A 17,172-nucleotide genomic window follows, 5' to 3' on the forward strand; every position below is an offset into this window, starting at 1 on the left:
CATGTCCAAAGCCATCATCACCTGCGCGCTCAACGGTGTGCTCACCGACCCAAGGCAGCACAACGTCCCCGTCACCCCCGCCGAAATGGCCGCCGAGGCACGGCGCGCCTATGACGCGGGCGCGAGCGTCATGCATATCCACCTGCGCCAGCAAGGCCCGGACCAAGGCCACCTGCCCGCCTGGGACATCGACCTTTCGCGCGCGGTGCAATCCGCCATCCGCGACGCCTGCCCCGACGTGATCATCAACCACACCACCGGCACCGTCGGCCCCGACTACCGGCCCGCGCTCGATTGCATCGCGGCCACGCGGCCTGAAATGGCGGCCTGCAACGCGGGCTCGCTGAACTATCTCAAGCTGCGCTCCAACGGCGACTGGGCCTGGCCGCCGATGATGTTCGACAACCCGGTCGAAAAGGTGCAAGCGTTTCTCGATGTCATGGCCAGCGCGGGCACGATCCCCGAATTCGAATGTTTCGACACCGGCATCATCCGCTGCGTCGGCATGTATCAGCGCAACGGCATGTTCTCCGGCACGGCGCAGCTCAACTTCGTGATGGGCGTCGCCTCGGGCATGCCCGCGCGACCCGACCTGCTGGCGATCCTCACTGATCTCGCGCCCGACGATGCGCGCTGGCAGGTCACCGCCATCGGCCGCGCCGAGATCTGGCCGCTGCACAGCCGCACCGCCGAACTGGGCGGCCATTTGCGCACCGGGCTCGAGGATACGTTCTACCTGCCCTCCGGCGACAAGGTCACGTCGAACGGCCCCCTGATCGAGGCGCTGGCCCAGACCGCCCGCGAGGCCGGGCGCGACATCGCCTCCCCCGCCGAGGCGCGCGCCATGCTCGGGCTCTGACCGGGGGGGGCCGCGCGAAAAGCGACGTTCGAAACCCCCGTTCCCATGTCGGCTAGCGTGCCGTGAGCGCATTCAGAAACCCTACCGCTTCGGGGCGAGCCTGGTTTCTTCGCGCCCGCGATCCATCGTCGAAGCGGACAGGACCAGCAAGCCACCGGCAAGAGCCCAGTTCTTGACCATGATCGACATCTGCCACGGGTCGGACGGCACGAAGTGGAAGGCGCTCGTCACCAAACAGTAGAACGCCAATGCGCGGCTGACGGGGCGCAAACACATGTTGGCGATCAGAAGAAATGCCGCCCCCGCGTTGAAGATCATCGCCGGCCAGACGAGCCATTCCGGCAAGCCGAAGCCCGCCAGAAGCGCACTTGCCGTGTCGGGCTGCATGACCTTCTGAACCGCACCGGCAAGAAACAGCCCCGCCAACAAGACGCGGCCAGCGGCCAATTCCAGCCGGGCCGTCACGCCGCGGGCGAAAAGGCCAGGCTCAGACCGTTCAGGCAATGCCTTTTCCCGGTGGGGGCTGGCCCGTCATCGAAGACATGGCCAAAATGGCTGCCGCAGCGGCGGCAATGCACCTCGGTGCGGACCTGAAAGATGAAGTTGCGGTCTTCCTTGGTCCGGACAGCATCCGGAATGCTTTCGAAAAAGCTCGGCCACCCGGTTTCGCTGTCGTATTTCGCGGCGGCGTCATAGACGGGCAGATCACAGCCGCGGCAATGGTACGTGCCGGGCCGCGTTTCTTCGTTCAGGGCACTGGTATAGGGGCGCTCGGTCGCCTCTTCGCGCAGCACCATGTATTCCTCTTCGGTCAGGCGCTCTCGCCATTCCGCATCGCTTCGGCATATCTCGAAACCGCAAGCGGCGGCGTATACCGGCCGAGCAAGCACAGCCGCACAGGCTGTCAGAAAGAGTGTACGTCGGTTCATGATGGCACCTGTTGTGAAGAGACCCGGGCAGGGCCCGCGGGGATAATCGTTGATCCTGCCCGGGAGGTCCTGCTCGAATTACTTCGGAACAAGGACCGTATCGACGACGTGGATCACGCCGTTTGACTGATTGACGTCCGCGATCGTCACGCGACCCGCGTTGCCGTTCTCGTCGTAGATATAGACCTTGCTGCCCTTGACCTGGGCAGACAAAGCGTCACCCGATACGGCGTTGAAGTGATAAAAGCCGTCGGACGAAGCGCGCGCCTTGCGGGCGATTTCCGCCGAGGACCAGTTCCCGGCGACAACATGCGCGGTCAGGACCTTGACCAGCATGTCCTTGTTCTCGGGCTTCAGCAGCGTGTCGACCGTTCCCGCGGGCAGCGCGGCAAAGGCGTCGTTCACGGGCGCGAAAACGGTAAACGGCCCGGGGCCCTGCAGCGTCTCGACCAGGCCCGCGGCCTGAACGGCGGCCACGAGGGTGGTGTGGTCCGCCGAGTTCACGGCGTTTTCGACGATGTTCTTGGTTTCGAACATTGCGGCGCCACCAACCATCGGGTTTTCCGCATAGGCGGCTGTTGCGATGGTGAGCGCCACGACGGCGGTGGCCAGTTTGGATGCGATCTTCATGTAGTCCTCCTCTTGAATGTGCCAGCGATGTTTCGTGGCTGCAAAGGACACACGGTCGAACGCGCGAAAGAGTTTCATTCGATCCGAAAGATTCAAACGTCGAAGAACTGGCCAGCGGCCAGAATGGCGCCCGTGGGCGCGCCCGTCGGCGAACCGCCTTCTGGCTCGTCAGAGACGGCCAGTGTTCCGCCCTCGATCATGGCGGCAATCTCGGGGCTGATCTCGAAGGTGATTTGCCCGCCTGCCGGGATCACGCCCAGCGACACGGGCGCATCCGCGTTCTCGCCGATCACCCAAAGCTCGAAGTCGCGGCCCGACATTGGCGCGCCCTGTTCGGGGATCACCTTGAACAGGTTGCCATCCGGGGCATAGCCGGCCTCGATACGCACGGCGCCATCCTCGGAGATCAGCGTCGCATGGAACGCCGGATCGAAAGCCGGGCCACGCAGCATCGGGCTCAGTGCAAGAAACGCAACGACCGCAACGGCCGCCAGCGCGGGCCACGCCAGCCACCCCCAGACCGAGCCACGCCGCGGCGCTGCACGCTCGCCATGCAGTTTGGCGAGAAGCCGGGACTTGACCGCGGGCGGTGGCGCCACGTCCGGCACATCCGCGGCCAGCGCGGCAAACTCGGCCTCCCAGAACTGCACCCGCGCGCGAAGCTCGTGTTCTGCCTTAAGCCGCGCCTCGAAGGCCCGCTCGGCATCCCCGTCCAGCAGGCGCAAGACGTATTCGGCGGCCAGCGCCCCGTCTTCCGGTATGTCCTGCGGGTCACTCATCGCGAAAGGCACTCCTTCAAGGCCATCAGACTGCGGCGCAGCCAGGTTCTCATCGTGTTCAGCGGCACGTCGAAGCGTTTCGCCAGGTGTTGATACGTCGCACCATCCAGATAGGCCGCGCGCACGGCGGCGGCCCGGTCCGGCGGCAATTCCTCGAAGCAGGCGCTGATCCGACGCTGTTCCGAAGCGGCAATGCTCACGTCTTCGGGGCCGGGGCGTTTTTCGACCAGTTCCCCCGCATCGTCGAGGTCGGTTTCACATGATCGCTTGGCGCGCAGGCGATCGATCGACAGGTTCCGCGCCACCGTAATCAGCCATGTCATGGGGCTGTGCCCGGTCACGGCATAGCGATCCGCCTTGTGCCAGACGCGCAGATAGACATCCTGAAGGGCGTCTTCGGCTTCCGACCGGTTCTTCAACACACGCAGGCAGACGGCGAAAAGCTTTCCGCTGGTTGCATCGTAAAGCGCAGCGAAAGCTGTACGGTCGCCAAGCGCGACCTTCGCAATCAACTCTTCGATGTCGTTTCGACTTGCCATGTCCCCGCGTGACCGTCAGAAAAGCCAACTTTTCTTTGCAAGTGACGCAGATAAACCCGGACTGCAAACACGCGCAGTCCGGGCCACCTTCACCTGCACACGAAAACTCGTTACCCAACCGGCGCGTTTCACATTCCGAGCGATGCCGCGAAGCCGGTAATGCCACCCATGCCAAGATCGGCTTTCATCGTCGCGGCGCCGGTCTCGAGGTCGATCGTGTAGAGCCCGGCCGTCTCTTCGCCCTCCATCTGCAGAATGGCGAAGGCCATGTTCTCCCCCTCGCTTGGCGAGACGATATCGAAACCGCCCATCGGGGCCAGATCGACAGCCATGCCATCGACGGTGATCTTGCCGATGGTCTCCAGCGTTCCCGCATTGTTGGCAAGGCTGACCAACGCATCGGTGCCAGCGTCAAGCGCGTACTGGAACGTTTCACCCGCCGTCATGTCGTTGATCGCGTTGGTATAGGCGTTGGCAAAGACCATCGGCGTCGTGCCGGCCATCGCATCGCCGTCGCCATAGGCCAGGCTGGTGAACCGGCGCACCGAACCGGCGCGCTCGTCATTGTCGCCAAAGCCCTCGGGGAAGTAGACGAGGTTGTCGCCTGCCGATGTCACGGCACGCACCGCGTCGATCTTGTTGTTGAAGTCGAACGCGACCATCTTGCCGTCGCCGATCATGGCATCGTCCATGAAGACGGCACCCAGATCGGTCATCTCGCCCGACATCGGGTCGATCGTTGCGATCATGCCGTCGGAAAAGCCGAGAAGTTCACCGGTGACCGGACGCCATGCAATCGCCTGCAGCGAAGCCGTCAGGCTGTGGGTCATGACATCGTCGGGCGCGTTCAAGTCGCCCATGACGACCAGCGTGGTGCCACCGTCCGCCAAGGCATAGCCAGAAATCGCCGCATGCCCGCCAGCAAATGCCGGGCCTGAAGCGAGAGCGATAAGAGACGTCACAAGAGCTTGAGTTTTCATTGTCCTACCTTTCGATGTTGCCGCAACACGCGCTGTCTAAAACGCGCTCTGATCTCAACCACGAAAGGAAACACGCAATAGTTTCGCCGCTCATCCAATAAAGTGCGATTTTTCTCGCGTCATGCGCCGTGACGCGTCGGCCCACGCCGAAACCGACATTCGAGCCCGTGACCTGATGAGACTGAAGCTTGCAAGGAAGGTCCGGACGCCCCCCAAAGCGGACGTGACCTTGAACCTTGCCGAACGCTCGTCACAAGAGAATGTCCTCGACCAGCAGCGAGAAGAACTGCGACTTGTTGCTGACATCCGCCTTGCGATAGATCGCCGTGCATTGTGCCTTCACGGTGCCCTCGCGCGTGTTACGCAGGCCGGCAATCTCGGTCAGGGACATTCCCTTGAGCAGGAACCACGCCACTTCGGTCTCCGCCGGGGTCAGGCCGAGTTTGCGGAAATAGTCGTCGACAACCGCGGTGAATTCGCCCGCGGTCAGGCGTCGCGCAGATTCCGCGCGCCGGATGTCGCGGCTCGCGGTAACGGCCAGCACCGTCCCCAGCACCGCGCCCAGCACCAGCCCGAGGCTCGCCCCGATATCGACCAGCTCTCGCGTCTGCCAGCGCAGTGGAATCGTCGGCAGGCCCGCAACGGCGGCCAGAATTTCCCACAGGAAATAGGCACCGCAGCCGACCTGGACAAGCACCAGGGCCCAGAGCAGCCAGGGATGCCTCAGCATGGCACCACGCGGACACCGCGCAAGGATTCAACGGCCCGAAGCATCATTCGTTGCCGCCGCCGATGCCACCACCCACGCCTCCACCGACGCCTTCGCCCACACCACCGCCCACACCACCGCCGACGCCTCCACCCACGCCACCACCGATACCTCCGCCCAGGCCACCGCCCATGGCGCCGCCCGCCGCGTCACCGACTGCGCCAGTGACGCCCCCCGCGGCATTGTCGGCAGCGTTGCCGGACCTCCCGAGGCCCTCTTCGACCGGCACATCGGGCGCGCTCTTCTCGCCCAGCGGGAATGCCCGGTCGCTCACAACCTGCCCGGTAACCCGGTTCAGCACGACCTCGCGCAGGTGGGTATCGTTACGTGCGGTAATGAGAATCCGGCCCAGCCATGTCCGTTCGATCTCCGTCACCGAATAGCCCTGCGCCTCGATCTGGTCGACCACCGGCTCGGCGACGCCGGTCTGGGCCGCAACCGGCAGGACTCCGGTCAGCATCATGGCAAGGGTTATGGCGAAAAGACGTTTCACGGCGTCACCAGTTGATCGGCCCAAAAGGCTTAGGAAACAGGGCGCGGGCCGTCAATACCCGCGCCCCTTGGTTTGCTCGGCCGATCAGAAGCCAATACCGACGGCACTTTCGGCTGCACCGCCGATGCCGACCCCGACACCACCGAGACCAACCGACACGCCACCCGACACACCGGCACGGCCCGAGACGTCGCCTGCCGCGGAACCTGTCGCGTCGGACGCTTCACCGGACGCATCGCCGGCCGCTTCACCGGATGCTTCGCCGGACGCGTCGCCAGACGCATCGCCAGACGCATCGACCACCGCACCGACATCGCTTCGCGCCTCGCTCGCCGCCGCAACGACGGCAGCGGCATTGGCGGTCGCGTTGCCAGCGGCGTCAATCGCCGTCTCGATGCCGCCGTTGGCCTCTGCATCCGCGCTGGCCTCTCCCTGCACCCCGGCATTCATACTTGCCCGGTTGAAGGTACCGGACTCCGCAACAACCGGCATCGCAGTAGCGAGAGCGGTCGTGGCGGCAAGCGGCAGGATGAACTTCGAAAAGCTGTCAAGTTTCATGGTTGGGGTCCTCTTTGTTTCAGGTTCGCATTCGACACGGCCCGCAGCCGTGATGAGGCAGACCTGAACCCCGAACCCGCAGGATCACAGTGGATCAAGGTCCAGTTTCACCCGAAATAAACCAAAGTCATACGACCGATTCAGGCGACAAGCACCGCGCCCGGTTCATTCCGCCCTGAAGCGGATATGCGGCCGGCCCGTATCGGGCGCCCCGCTCACATCCGCCGCGACGCGAAACACCTCGCGGCACAGGTCTCGCGTCAGCACCGCATCCGGCGTGCCACAGGCCCGGACCGCCCCCGCCTCCAGCACCACGATGCGATCACAGAACATGGCGGCAAGATTGAGATCGTGCAGCGCCACGATGCTGGTCAGATCAAGATCGCGGACAATCCGCAGGATCTCGATCTGGTGATGAATGTCGAGATGGTTGGTCGGCTCGTCGAGGAACATGACGTTCGGCGTCTGCGCCAGTGCGCGCGCGATGTGAACGCGCTGGCGCTCGCCACCTGACAGCGTCTGCCAGGGCTGGCTCCTGCGCTCGACCATGTCCACCAGGTCGAGGGCATTCGCCACCGCGGCCTCATCCGCCGCCGACCACCCCGCAAGGGCCGAACGATGCGGTGTCCGGCCCAGCCGCACGACATCGCGCACCGTCACGTTGGTGTCGGTTGCGGCGCTTTGCTGGACAAACGCAATTTGCCGCGACAGGGCTTTGCGCCCCACCCGGGCGATGTCCTGGCCGTTGATCTCGACCCGCCCGGAAACAGGCGTCCTGAGCCCCGCCAGCAACCTCAGAAGCGACGACTTTCCCGACCCGTTGGGGCCGATCAGGCCCAGCGTTTCGCCCGGCGCAACCGTCAGGGACACGCCCGACACGATGGTCTTGCGCTTGACGCCCCAGTGCAGGTTTTCCGCGATGACGCTCATGACTGTGGCCTCGCACGGTAGAGGATGATGGCGAAGAACGGCACGCCCACCAGCGCCGTGACGACCCCGATCGGCACCGTCTGCTGCGCGGCGATCACGCGCGAGACGATATCGGCAACCACCATGAACACCGCCCCGATGACAGCGCAGGCCGGCAACAACCGAAGGTGCAGGGGCCCGACCACGTATCGCGCCGCATGCGGCACCACCAGCCCGACAAAACCGATGGCCCCGACCATGCTGACGATGGTCGCGGTCAACAGCGCGGTCACACCGAACAGCACCAGCCGGATACGGGCGACGGGCACGCCGAGCGACGCGGCATCCTCGTCACCGAAGGTAAAGGCGTCCAGCGCGCGGCCCATGAGGATGCAGATCGCCAGGCTGACGATCACGACCAGCAACAACAGTTGAAAGTCCGGCCAGCGCACGCCGCCGAAACTGCCCAGCAGCCAGAACATGACGTCCCGCGCCTGCTGGGCATTGCCCGAGGTCGTGACGATGTAGGACGTCAGCGCGTTGAACAATTGCGACGCCGCCACACCGGCGAGGATCGTGTGGTTGGGTCCGCTCGTCGCCCCGTTCGACAGAAGCGCCACCAGCGCAAAGGCGGCAAAGGCTCCGGCAAAGGCCCCCAGCGACAGCGACAGACCGCCCGCGCCGATCCCGAGCACGATGACGCAGACCGCCCCGGTAGAGGCCCCCGCCGATACGCCCAGCACGAACGGTTCGGCCAGCGCGTTGCGCAACAGCGCCTGCAGGATCGCCCCGCAAATCGCCAGCCCCGCCCCCGCAAGCGCGGCCACCAATGCGCGGCTCAGGCGCAGGTTCCAGACCACGCTTTGCTCGATCGGCGCGATTTCGGCCCCGCTCAGGCCCAGCTCATTGGTGATCGACAGGAAAACCGTGCCCAACCCGATGTTGTAATCGCCAATCGCCGTCGCTGCGGCGACGGCGAAGGCGAGAAGAAACAGCGACAGCCCGAGAATGAGGGCGAGACGAAAGGCCCCGCCCTCGGTGTCATCCAAGGGTGTCACGGCAGATCGAGCGCTTCAAGTTGTTCGGCCACCTGCTCGGCGCCGTAAAGCGTGCGGATGCTCGGGTTCATGGCGGCGCCGCTCATCACCACGATGCGGCCCTTTTGAACCGCCTCCATCTGGCTGACCGTCGGGTCCGAGGTCAGAAACTCGATCTTGTTCTCGGCGGTATCCAGATCCCAGCGATTGCGGTCGACCTGCGACGCCACGAAAACCGTCGGATCGGCGGCCATGATGCCCTCCCATCCGAGGGCCGGCCAATCCGCCTCGGTCTTGATCGCGTTCGAGCCGCCCAGAATGTCCGCGATATATCCCGAAGGGCCGTTGCCACCGCCAAGATAGGCATCATCGGCGGGCGACGGGCTCGAGAACCAGAACAGGAAGGTCAGGTCCTCGTCCTTGGCAAACCGCTTGCGCAGCGCCGCCTCGCGCGCCTTGAAATCGTCGATCAGAACCTGTCCGCGCTCGGCCACGTCAAAGATTCGCGACAGGTCGTCGATCTCCTTGTAGAGCAGGTCCATGGTCCACAGATCGTCGCGCGAGCCATAGGCGTCGCCCGCGTTCAGCGTGGTCGAACATGCACTGGGCGAAAGATAGGTGGGAATGCCAAGCGCCTCGAAATCCGCGCGCTTGGCGACCTTGCTGTCGGGGCCAAGAAGCGTCGTCAGCATCGCGGCCACGAAATCGGGCTGCTTTGCAAGCACCGACTCCAGCGTGGGAAATTCAACCGTAAGCACCTCGACCTGATCGTTGGCCTCGGCCAGTTCGGGCAAGACCTCGTTGGGCCAGAACGCCGTCGCGGCCATCTGCTCTTCCAGCCCCAGAAGCAGCATGATCTCGGCGCTGTTCTGGCCCAGCGCCACGGCGTTCCGTGGGGCCTGTTCGAAGGTGACGGTCTGACCGCAGTTCTCGATCGTCAAAGGATAGTCCGTTTCCGCGTGCAGCACCGCGCCGGAAAACGCCAGGGCGGCGCTTCCAAGCGCAAGGATCAACTTCGTCGGCATGGATGGAGTCCTATTTTGAGTATTTCAGTCGGGAATCGGCTATCGGCATCCGAAAACAAGATCAAGAGCGTTTTTGTCAGGTACAGGCGACAAGACCGCTCATCACCCATTTCACGCAGATAGCCCAAACTCCTGACCGCGATTTCATGACGGATCGGCCCGCGACGTCAGTCTCCGATGACCCGACCGCGACGGACAAAGACGGGCCGCATGAAGACAAGCCCGAAGACCGGACCCAGGGCCAGGACCCCCATAACGACCGGCCAGCCGTGGGCTTCGGCGATCCGGGGCGCCAGTTGGGTTGTGAGTGTCGTCATCAGGAACCCGAGCGACGCCTGGAACGTCAGCAGGCTCCCGGCCAGATCGGGCGGCGCGAAATCTGCGACAAGCGCCGAGAATTGCGGCGAATCCGGTATCACCGCCGCACCCCAGACGATCAACAGGGCGAAGGTGAGCCAGACCGGCCCGCCAAAGGTCAGTGCCGTCAATACGCAGGCCGATCCGCTGATCGCGAGGGCCGTGGCGGCCACGCGCTCCTTGCCCACACGGTCGGCGACGAATCCCGACAGGACACAGACCGGGGCAGCCGCGAGGATACACAGGAATGCGGACAGCTTGCCAAGGCTAACGGCCGCATCGGGGGCAAGGCTGGCAGAGTAGGACACCGAGGCGAACACCCCGACCCAGGCCCAGAACGCGATGAACTCCCACATGTGGCCAAGATATCCGAGAACCGCGGCACGGATTCGCCTGTCGGTCCAGACCAGCGCTATGGCGCGGGTCCGGAACGCGGTGGCCCGGGCGTGATGCGGGCCAAGCCTGCACAGAAGGATCACGACGCCGCAACAGGCAGTGATCGCCGAACCGAGCATGATGGCCAGCCGCCAATCGGCGCCCCCGAACCAGGCCAGAAGATACGGCACCGCCTGCCCCGCCACCAGCGCGGCCACCAGGCTGCCCATGAGCGCGCCGCGCCGGTGAACGGTCCATCCGACGGCGATCTTCATCGAGACCGGCCATGTCCCCGCCATCATGACCCCGGAGGTAAAGCGCAGCGCGATTGCGGCAGGTCCGCCGATCGGCACGGCCAGCAGCAGAAGGTTCAGCAGCGCAACAGCGAAAGCGCAGCAGGCGAAAAGGTATCGCGGGTCGATACGATCCGGCAGGCCCAGAAGCGCGAAACCAAGCGCGCCGATGCCGAACCCCGCCGGGACCATGCTGGACAGCCACGCGAGTTCGGTCTCCGCGAGCTTTGCCTCGGCCGCCATGTCGGGGATGATGGCCGCCGCCATGAACCACAAGGACATCCCCGAGAGCGTGGCGACGAAAAGAAAGATCATGCTGAGCGTCTGACGGTCCATTCAGGCCCCCCCTGACGCAATCTACACCGCGACCCGCCATTCGCGAACCAAATTGGGGGTGCGCAAGACGACGAACCCCAAAAATGGGCTACGCCGTCCCCACCCGCCGAACACCCCGTTAACCTTCGGCTCCCCCTCCCCGGCCCGTTTCACCCGGCAGCCGGGCAGCAGCCGGATGTCAGCCGGATGTCACCCCCCGATTTTTCGCCGAAAAATCGTGTTAACCCGGCGGAACGGTGCGGTCATCCTTCGTCAACCCACCCCGGCTCAGACCGGGTGCGGCACCCCGCCCGCGACCGTGCCCAGCACCGGCACATCCTTCAACGCCTCGGGGGCCACGGCGGTTGGATCGTCGCCCAACACCGCGAAATCAGCGCGTTTCCCGGCCTCGATGCTGCCCACTTCGGCATCCATCTTGAGCGTATAAGCCGCCCCCATGGTGACCGCGTAAAGCGCCTCGCCCACGCTGATCCGCTGCGCCTCACCCAGCACCCGCCCCGACATCGTCTGCCGGTTGACCGCACACCACGCGGTAAACAACGGCCCCAAAGGCGTCACCGGCGCATCCGAATGGATCGCCACATGCACCCCGGTATCCAGCGCCAAGCGCGCCGCGTTCATCCGCTGCGCGCGCGTCTCGCCCAGCGTCAGCGCGGCATGCTGATCCCCGAAGTACCAGATATGATTGGAGAAAATATTGGTGCAAATGCCCAACTCGACGCAGCGTTCAAACTGGTCGCGGCCCATCATCTGGCAATGCTGAAGCACGTGCCGCGCCCCCGGCCAGGGGTGCTTGCGCGCCGCGGCGGCGATCGCGTCGATCGTCACCTCGCTGGCTTCGTCGCCATTGGTGTGAAGATGCATCTGCACACCCGCCGCCTGCATCACCTCGACCATGCGGCGGATTTCATCGGGCGCCATGTTCCAGATCCCGTTGGGCTGCCCGCCGACATAACCGGGCCACTTGACCCGCGCCGTCCAGCCCTGGATCGAGCCATCGGTCATCACCTTCACCGCTCCCAAACGCAGCTTGTCGGTGGATTTCGCCTTGAGCGCCAGCGCCCGCCGCGCCGATTCGTCAGGGTCCGTCCCCGCCACACCCAGAACCGGCACCAGCCGCACCGGAAAATCCGCCCCCGACGTCACCGACAAAAGGCTGCCCAGATCGTCCTCCTCCATCTGCGAGTAAAGATCCGTCACCGTGGTCACACCGGCCCGCTTGCAGACCTCGCCATAGGATCGGATCGCCTCGGGCTTTTGGCTCAACCCCCTGAAATCCATGCCCAATCTACGCATCACCGGGAACATCGCGGCCATTTCCTGCAACTCGCCCGTGGGCGCACCATCGGCCCCCTTGAGCACGCCTTCCGCATTGGTCGAAGCGTCATACCCGGCGAGTTCCAGCGCTTTGGAGTTCACGCACATCAGGTGGAAATTCGAGAACATGATCGCCACCGGTCGCTCGGTGGTGATCTGGTCGAGATGGTGCCGCGACAGCCGCTCGCCCTCGAAAAAGATCGGGTCGAGTCCCCAACCGATCAGCGGCTCGCCGTCGCCCAGACCCTTTTCATACTCACTCAAATCGCGCACCACCGCGGCCACGTCTGGCTTGCCCTTCCACCATTTGCCGTTCGGGTCCATCCGGTCGTGAAACCCCGCATAGGCGAAGTTCCACATCGCCCCCGACATCATGTGCGCATGCCCTTCCACCATCCCGGGCATCAGCACCGCATGGGCAAACCTGTCATCATGGCTGACCTCGCCCCATCGATCAGCACAATCCGCGCCCCCCACTGCGAGGATATGCCCGTCTTGCACCGCGACATGGCTGGCCTCTGGCCGGTTCGGGTCCATGGTGATGATCTTTTTCGCCTTGTAGACTTTTATCTCTGACATCTTCGCCTCTCTCTTTTATCCATTTTCACAACAGGTTGAGATGCCCGCCCGTGACCGTGCCCAAAACCGGCACATCCCTCAGCGCCATCGGATCAACCGCTGTCGGATCGTCTCCCAGAACCGCGAAATCCGCACGTTTTCCGGCCTCGATACTGCCCACCTCCCCATCCATCCTGAGGGTATAGGCGGCCCCCATCGTGATGGCAAAAAGCGCCTCGTCCACGCTGATCCGCTGCGCCGCGCCCAGCACCCGCCCCGAGGTCGTGACCCGGTTGACCGCGCTCCACGCGGTGAAGAGCGGCCCCATTGGCGTCACCGGCGCGTCCGAATGGATCGCCAGGTGCACCCCGGCATCGAGTGCCGACCGGCATCCATCCATCCGCGCCGCGCGATCCTCGCCAATGGTCAGCGCCGCATGTTGATCGCCGAAATACCAGATATGATTGGCGAAAAGATTGACACACACGCCCAGTTCCGCCGCCCGCGCAAAGAGCGCCGACCCCATCATCTGCGCATGTTGCAGCACGTGGCGCGCACCCGGCCACGGGTGTTTGCGTGCCGCCGCCTCCAGCGCGTCCAGCACCACCTCGCTGGCCTCGTCGCCATTGGTGTGGATATGCATCTGGATGCCCCCCTCTTGCATCATCTCGCAGGTGCGGAAAATCTCGTCGGGCGCCATGTTCCAGATGCCGTTAGGCTCCCCGCCGATATAACCTGGCCATTTCACCCGCGCGCTATAGCCCTGGATCGAACCATCGGTCATCAGCTTCACTGCCCCGAAGCGCAGCTTGTCATGGTTCTGCGCCGCCAGCGAACCAACCTGTGCCTGGACCTCTTCGGCCGATGTGTGAATCGTCGAGACCGCAGGCACCACCCGCACCGGATAGTCCGGCGCCGCCGTGGTCGCGATCAGGCTTTGTGCGGTCTCGTCCGTCAGCATCGCGAACAGGTCGGTCGCCGTCGTGACCCCCGCCCGCACACAGATCCGCCCGAACGCATCGACATAATCAGGCGCATGCGACAGGGTCCGCGTGTCCATCCCCATTCGCCGCATCACCGGGAACATCGCCGCCATTTCCTGCAACTCGCCCGAAGGTTCGCCATCGGCGCGGCGCATCACCCCTTCGATGTTGCTCTCGCGGTCATACCCGACCGCCTCGAGCGCCTTCGAGTTCACGCACATCAGGTGCCCCGACGAGAACAACACCACCACCGGGCGGTCCCCGCTCACCCGGTCGAGATGGTCGCGGTTGAGCCGCTCACCCGTCAGGAAAATCGGATCGAACCCCCAGGCAATCAGCGGCGCATCGTCAGGCAGGGTTTCGACATGCGCGCACAGATCGGCGATCACCGTCTCGATATCGGTCTTGCCCCGCCACAACCGCCCGTCCGGGTCGATCCGGTCATGGAACCCGGCATAGGCGTAATCCCAGAACACGGTTTCGGCCATGTGGCTGTGGCCTTCGACGAACCCGGGCATGAGAACGGCATGGGCCAGGCTGTCATCATGCACCACCTCGCCCCATTGATCGGCACAATCGGCGCCGCCCACGGCCAGGATACGCCCCTCGCGTACCGCCACATGGCTCGCTTCGGGGCGGTTGGGGTCCATCGTTATGATCCTTCGCGCTCTGAAGACGATAGTCCTGGTCATGGCTGCTGTCCTTCCCTCGTGGCGAAAGGTTACGCCCCGGCTTGCCCTTCGGGAAAATGGTTTTACTGTCTGGATAAACCCGATTGAATGATGCAATGGTGACCCGATGCACTTCACACTCAAACAGTTGCGCTATTTCGATGCCGTCCTGCGCACCGGTTCGATCGCCCGTGCCGCGATCGAGATGAACATCTCGCAAAGCTCGATCACCGCCGCCATCGACTCGGTGGAACAACGTGTCGGAACCGAGCTTTTCCGCCGGATTCCGGCCAAGGGCCTCGTCCCCACCGACACCGGGCACCGGGTTGGCGGGCTTGTCACCGGGTTTCTCGAACAGGCACGGGTCTTCGAATCCGAACTGATGTCGCTGTCGGGCGCGCCTTCGGGCACGCTCAGCCTCGCGTGCTACGCGCCCAGCGCGCCGCATGTCCTGCCGCCGGTCCTGCGTCACGTGGCACAGGCATACCCCTCGATCCGGATCGACCTGAAAGAGGGCGACATGCAGACGATCAGCGACCTCTTGCATGCCGGATCGGTCGATCTGGCCCTCACCTATCGCCGCAACACCCCCGAGAAAATGCCTTTCACGCCGCTTTTTCACGCCCGCCCGTGGGCGCTTCTGCCACAGAATTCGCCGCTGGCGTGTGAGGAGACGGTGGCGCTCGACGATCTGGCGGACCTGCCGATGATCCTGCTTGATCTGCCCACGACCGAGCGGTATTTCCGCGAGATTTTCTCGTCTCACGGGCTGCGCCCCAATGTCGTGCACCGCACCAAATCCTCGTCGGTGCTGCGCGGGCTCGTGGCCGCCGATTTCGGCTATTCCCTGCTCAACATCTGCGGCCCGAACGACCGCTCGGGTCAGAACGGCTATATCGTCCGTCCGCTTCGCGGGAATGTCCCCTCGCCCGAATTCGGCGTGTCCTGCACATCGGGGTCGCTGCGGTCGGCCATGGTGCAGGCCGTGCTCAAGATCGTGACGGATCTCGGCGCGAATGGCGGGTTCGACCATCTGGTTCTGGGCGAGACCGAGAAATCCATCACCCTATGATGCATTTTTTGCGTTTTCTCTATCCAGAAAACACTGTTTTCTGTGCCTTAGGTCATGACTAACAATGTTATGAAGACAAGAAAAACACGCAATAGACCAACCGGGAGATTTCCAATGAAACACCTTACGCGACTTTTGGGCGCAGCGGCCATCGCGGCCGGTTCGCTCGGATCGGTGCCTGCCTTTGCCGAGGGCGGCACCCTCGTCATCGGCTCGACCCAGGTGCCGCGCCACCTCAACGGAGCGGTTCAATCGGGGATCGCGACCGCCGTCCCCTCGACCCAGATCTTCGCCTCGCCGCTGCGCTATGACGAAAACTGGGAGCCGCAACCCTATCTCGCCGAAAGCTGGGAGGTCAGCGACGACGGCCTGTCGGTCACGCTCAACCTGGTGCAGAACGCCACCTTTCATGACGGTGAGCCGGTCACATCCGAAGACGTGGCCTTCTCGATCATGACGACCAAGGAAAATCACCCCTTCCAGTCGATGTTCGCCCCGGTCGAGACGATCGAAACCCCTGACGCGCACACCGCCGTCATCAAGCTCAGCCAGCCACACCCGGCGCTCTTGCTGGCACTGTCCCCGGCGCTGGCCCCGGTGATCCCCAAGCACATCTTCGGCGACGGGCAGGACGTGAAATCGCACCCCGCCAACGCCGCGCCGGTCGGATCGGGCCCTTTCATGCTCGACGAATTCACCGCCGGTGAGGCGATCATCCTCAAGAAGAACCCGAATTTCTTCATCGACGGGCGCCCCAAGCTTGATGAGATCATCATCCGCATCGTCCAGGACCCGTCCGCACTTCTGATCGCGATGGAAAACGGTGAAGCCGACATCTACCCCTTCATGGCCGGCAGCCAGGAAATCAAGCGGCTCGAAAAATCCGATCACCTGACGATCACCGATGAAGGTTATGCCGCCGTCGGCCCGATCAACTGGCTCGCTTTCAACACCAAGAGCGAAAAACTCAGCGACGTGCGCGTGCGCCAGGCCATCGCCTATGCGACCGACCGAGATTTCATCACCAACGCGCTGCATCGTGGCGTATCGACGCAACAGCGCGGGCCGATCATCGAAAGCTCGCCGTTCTTCGACGATACGATCGAAGCCTATGATGTCGACCTCGACAAGGCCAACGCGCTCATGGCCGAGGCCGGTTTCGCCGACGGGATGGAACTCACCATCGACTTCATCCCCGGCCCCCGGGAACAGCAGCAATCGGTCGCTGAATACCTCAAGTCGCAACTCAAGAAGATCGGCATCGACCTGACCGTGCGGGCAGCACCGGACTTCCCGACATGGGCGGGCCGCGTTGGCGGGCATGATTTCGAACTCACGATGGACGTCGTGTTCAACTGGGGCGACCCGGTGATCGGCGTGCACCGCACCTATCTGTGCTCGAACATCCGGCAGGGCGTGATCTGGTCCAACACCCAGAGCTATTGCAACGAAGAGGTCGACGAGATCCTCAACGCCGCGGCGATCGAACAGGACGCGGACAAGCGCAAGGAACTCTACTCACGGTTCCAGCAGATCATCGCGCAGGACGTGCCGATCTACTTCGTGAACGCCACGCCCTATCACACCGCCTATGACAATCGGCTGATGAACCCGCCCAAGGGCATCTGGGGCACCATGCACCCGATGGACCGTCTCGAATGGTCTGAGTAACCCAAGCCTACCCCGCCGCGGGTCTCACACCG

Annotated in this window: 18 protein-coding genes; 3 read left to right on the top strand and 15 right to left on the bottom strand. The window is 64.0% G+C overall.

Features of this window, described 5'->3' with window-relative positions:
• The first annotated feature begins 1 nt into the window (after window position 1).
• Window positions 2–859: a beta-keto acid cleavage family enzyme gene (locus FLO80_RS08400; RefSeq protein WP_223145469.1), complete on the top strand. Its 858-nt coding sequence runs from the start codon at window positions 2–4 to the stop codon at window positions 857–859.
• Between the two features lie 81 nt (window positions 860–940).
• On the opposite strand, the gene FLO80_RS08405 is transcribed toward FLO80_RS08400, so the two are convergent.
• From FLO80_RS08405 to FLO80_RS08475, 15 genes are all read right to left on the bottom strand, one after another.
• Window positions 941–1,324, bottom strand: a complete 384-nt coding sequence (locus FLO80_RS08405) for a DoxX family protein (protein ID WP_149187066.1) — start codon at window positions 1,322–1,324, stop codon at window positions 941–943.
• Complete coding sequence (gene msrB, locus FLO80_RS08410) at window positions 1,321–1,788, bottom strand: peptide-methionine (R)-S-oxide reductase MsrB (protein WP_111365582.1); 468 nt, start codon at window positions 1,786–1,788, stop codon at window positions 1,321–1,323. Before msrB ends, FLO80_RS08405 begins: the two co-directional genes overlap by 4 nt.
• A gap of 78 nt (window positions 1,789–1,866) precedes the next feature.
• Window positions 1,867–2,418 carry a fasciclin domain-containing protein gene (locus tag FLO80_RS08415; RefSeq protein WP_111365749.1) on the bottom strand — a complete coding sequence of 184 codons (552 nt, stop codon included), beginning with the start codon at window positions 2,416–2,418 and terminating at the stop codon, window positions 1,867–1,869.
• Between the two features lie 92 nt (window positions 2,419–2,510).
• Window positions 2,511–3,197, bottom strand: coding sequence for an anti-sigma factor (locus FLO80_RS08420; RefSeq protein ID WP_111365584.1), 687 nt, complete (start codon window positions 3,195–3,197; stop codon window positions 2,511–2,513).
• Window positions 3,194–3,736, bottom strand: coding sequence for a sigma-70 family RNA polymerase sigma factor (locus FLO80_RS08425; protein WP_111365586.1), 543 nt, complete (start codon window positions 3,734–3,736; stop codon window positions 3,194–3,196). The genes FLO80_RS08420 and FLO80_RS08425 overlap by 4 nt, the downstream gene beginning before the upstream one ends.
• 128 nt (window positions 3,737–3,864) lie before the next feature.
• A complete protein-coding gene (locus FLO80_RS08430) occupies window positions 3,865–4,698 on the bottom strand; it encodes a DUF4394 domain-containing protein (protein WP_246156612.1) in 834 nt (277 codons plus the stop codon).
• Between the two features lie 268 nt (window positions 4,699–4,966).
• Window positions 4,967–5,446, bottom strand: coding sequence for a helix-turn-helix transcriptional regulator (locus FLO80_RS08435; protein WP_111365590.1), 480 nt, complete (start codon window positions 5,444–5,446; stop codon window positions 4,967–4,969).
• A gap of 43 nt (window positions 5,447–5,489) precedes the next feature.
• Window positions 5,490–5,978 (bottom strand): hypothetical protein, encoded by a 489-nt coding sequence (locus tag FLO80_RS08440; RefSeq protein ID WP_146611033.1) that lies wholly within the window; start codon window positions 5,976–5,978, stop codon window positions 5,490–5,492.
• A gap of 84 nt (window positions 5,979–6,062) precedes the next feature.
• On the bottom strand, window positions 6,063–6,536 hold the full coding sequence (locus FLO80_RS08445) for a hypothetical protein (RefSeq protein WP_111365592.1): 474 nt from the start codon (window positions 6,534–6,536) through the stop codon (window positions 6,063–6,065).
• Window positions 6,537–6,701: 165 nt separating this feature from the next.
• Window positions 6,702–7,466: an ABC transporter ATP-binding protein gene (locus FLO80_RS08450; protein ID WP_111365594.1), complete on the bottom strand. Its 765-nt coding sequence runs from the start codon at window positions 7,464–7,466 to the stop codon at window positions 6,702–6,704.
• Window positions 7,463–8,503, bottom strand: coding sequence for a FecCD family ABC transporter permease (locus FLO80_RS08455; protein ID WP_111365596.1), 1,041 nt, complete (start codon window positions 8,501–8,503; stop codon window positions 7,463–7,465). The genes FLO80_RS08450 and FLO80_RS08455 overlap by 4 nt, the downstream gene beginning before the upstream one ends.
• A complete protein-coding gene (locus FLO80_RS08460) occupies window positions 8,500–9,507 on the bottom strand; it encodes an ABC transporter substrate-binding protein (RefSeq protein WP_111365598.1) in 1,008 nt (335 codons plus the stop codon). The genes FLO80_RS08455 and FLO80_RS08460 overlap by 4 nt, the downstream gene beginning before the upstream one ends.
• A 167-nt stretch (window positions 9,508–9,674) precedes the next feature.
• Window positions 9,675–10,868, bottom strand: a complete 1,194-nt coding sequence (locus tag FLO80_RS08465; protein WP_111365600.1) for an MFS transporter — start codon at window positions 10,866–10,868, stop codon at window positions 9,675–9,677.
• 267 nt (window positions 10,869–11,135) lie between these two features.
• On the bottom strand, window positions 11,136–12,764 hold the full coding sequence (locus FLO80_RS08470; RefSeq protein WP_111365602.1) for an amidohydrolase: 1,629 nt from the start codon (window positions 12,762–12,764) through the stop codon (window positions 11,136–11,138).
• A 25-nt stretch (window positions 12,765–12,789) separates the two neighbouring features.
• On the bottom strand, window positions 12,790–14,376 hold the full coding sequence (locus tag FLO80_RS08475) for an amidohydrolase (protein WP_246156613.1): 1,587 nt from the start codon (window positions 14,374–14,376) through the stop codon (window positions 12,790–12,792).
• Window positions 14,377–14,524: 148 nt separating this feature from the next.
• Between FLO80_RS08475 and FLO80_RS08480 the strand changes: the two genes are divergently transcribed.
• Together FLO80_RS08480 and FLO80_RS08485 are read left to right on the top strand one after the other, a co-directional pair.
• Window positions 14,525–15,469: a LysR family transcriptional regulator gene (locus FLO80_RS08480; RefSeq protein WP_111365606.1), complete on the top strand. Its 945-nt coding sequence runs from the start codon at window positions 14,525–14,527 to the stop codon at window positions 15,467–15,469.
• Window positions 15,470–15,583: 114 nt separating this feature from the next.
• Window positions 15,584–17,140, top strand: coding sequence for an ABC transporter substrate-binding protein (locus FLO80_RS08485; RefSeq protein ID WP_111365608.1), 1,557 nt, complete (start codon window positions 15,584–15,586; stop codon window positions 17,138–17,140).
• Window positions 17,141–17,172: the final 32 nt, after the last annotated feature.

The sequence above is a fragment of the Aquicoccus porphyridii genome, assembly GCF_008369105.1.
GTDB classification, from domain to species: domain Bacteria; phylum Pseudomonadota; class Alphaproteobacteria; order Rhodobacterales; family Rhodobacteraceae; genus Aquicoccus; species Aquicoccus porphyridii.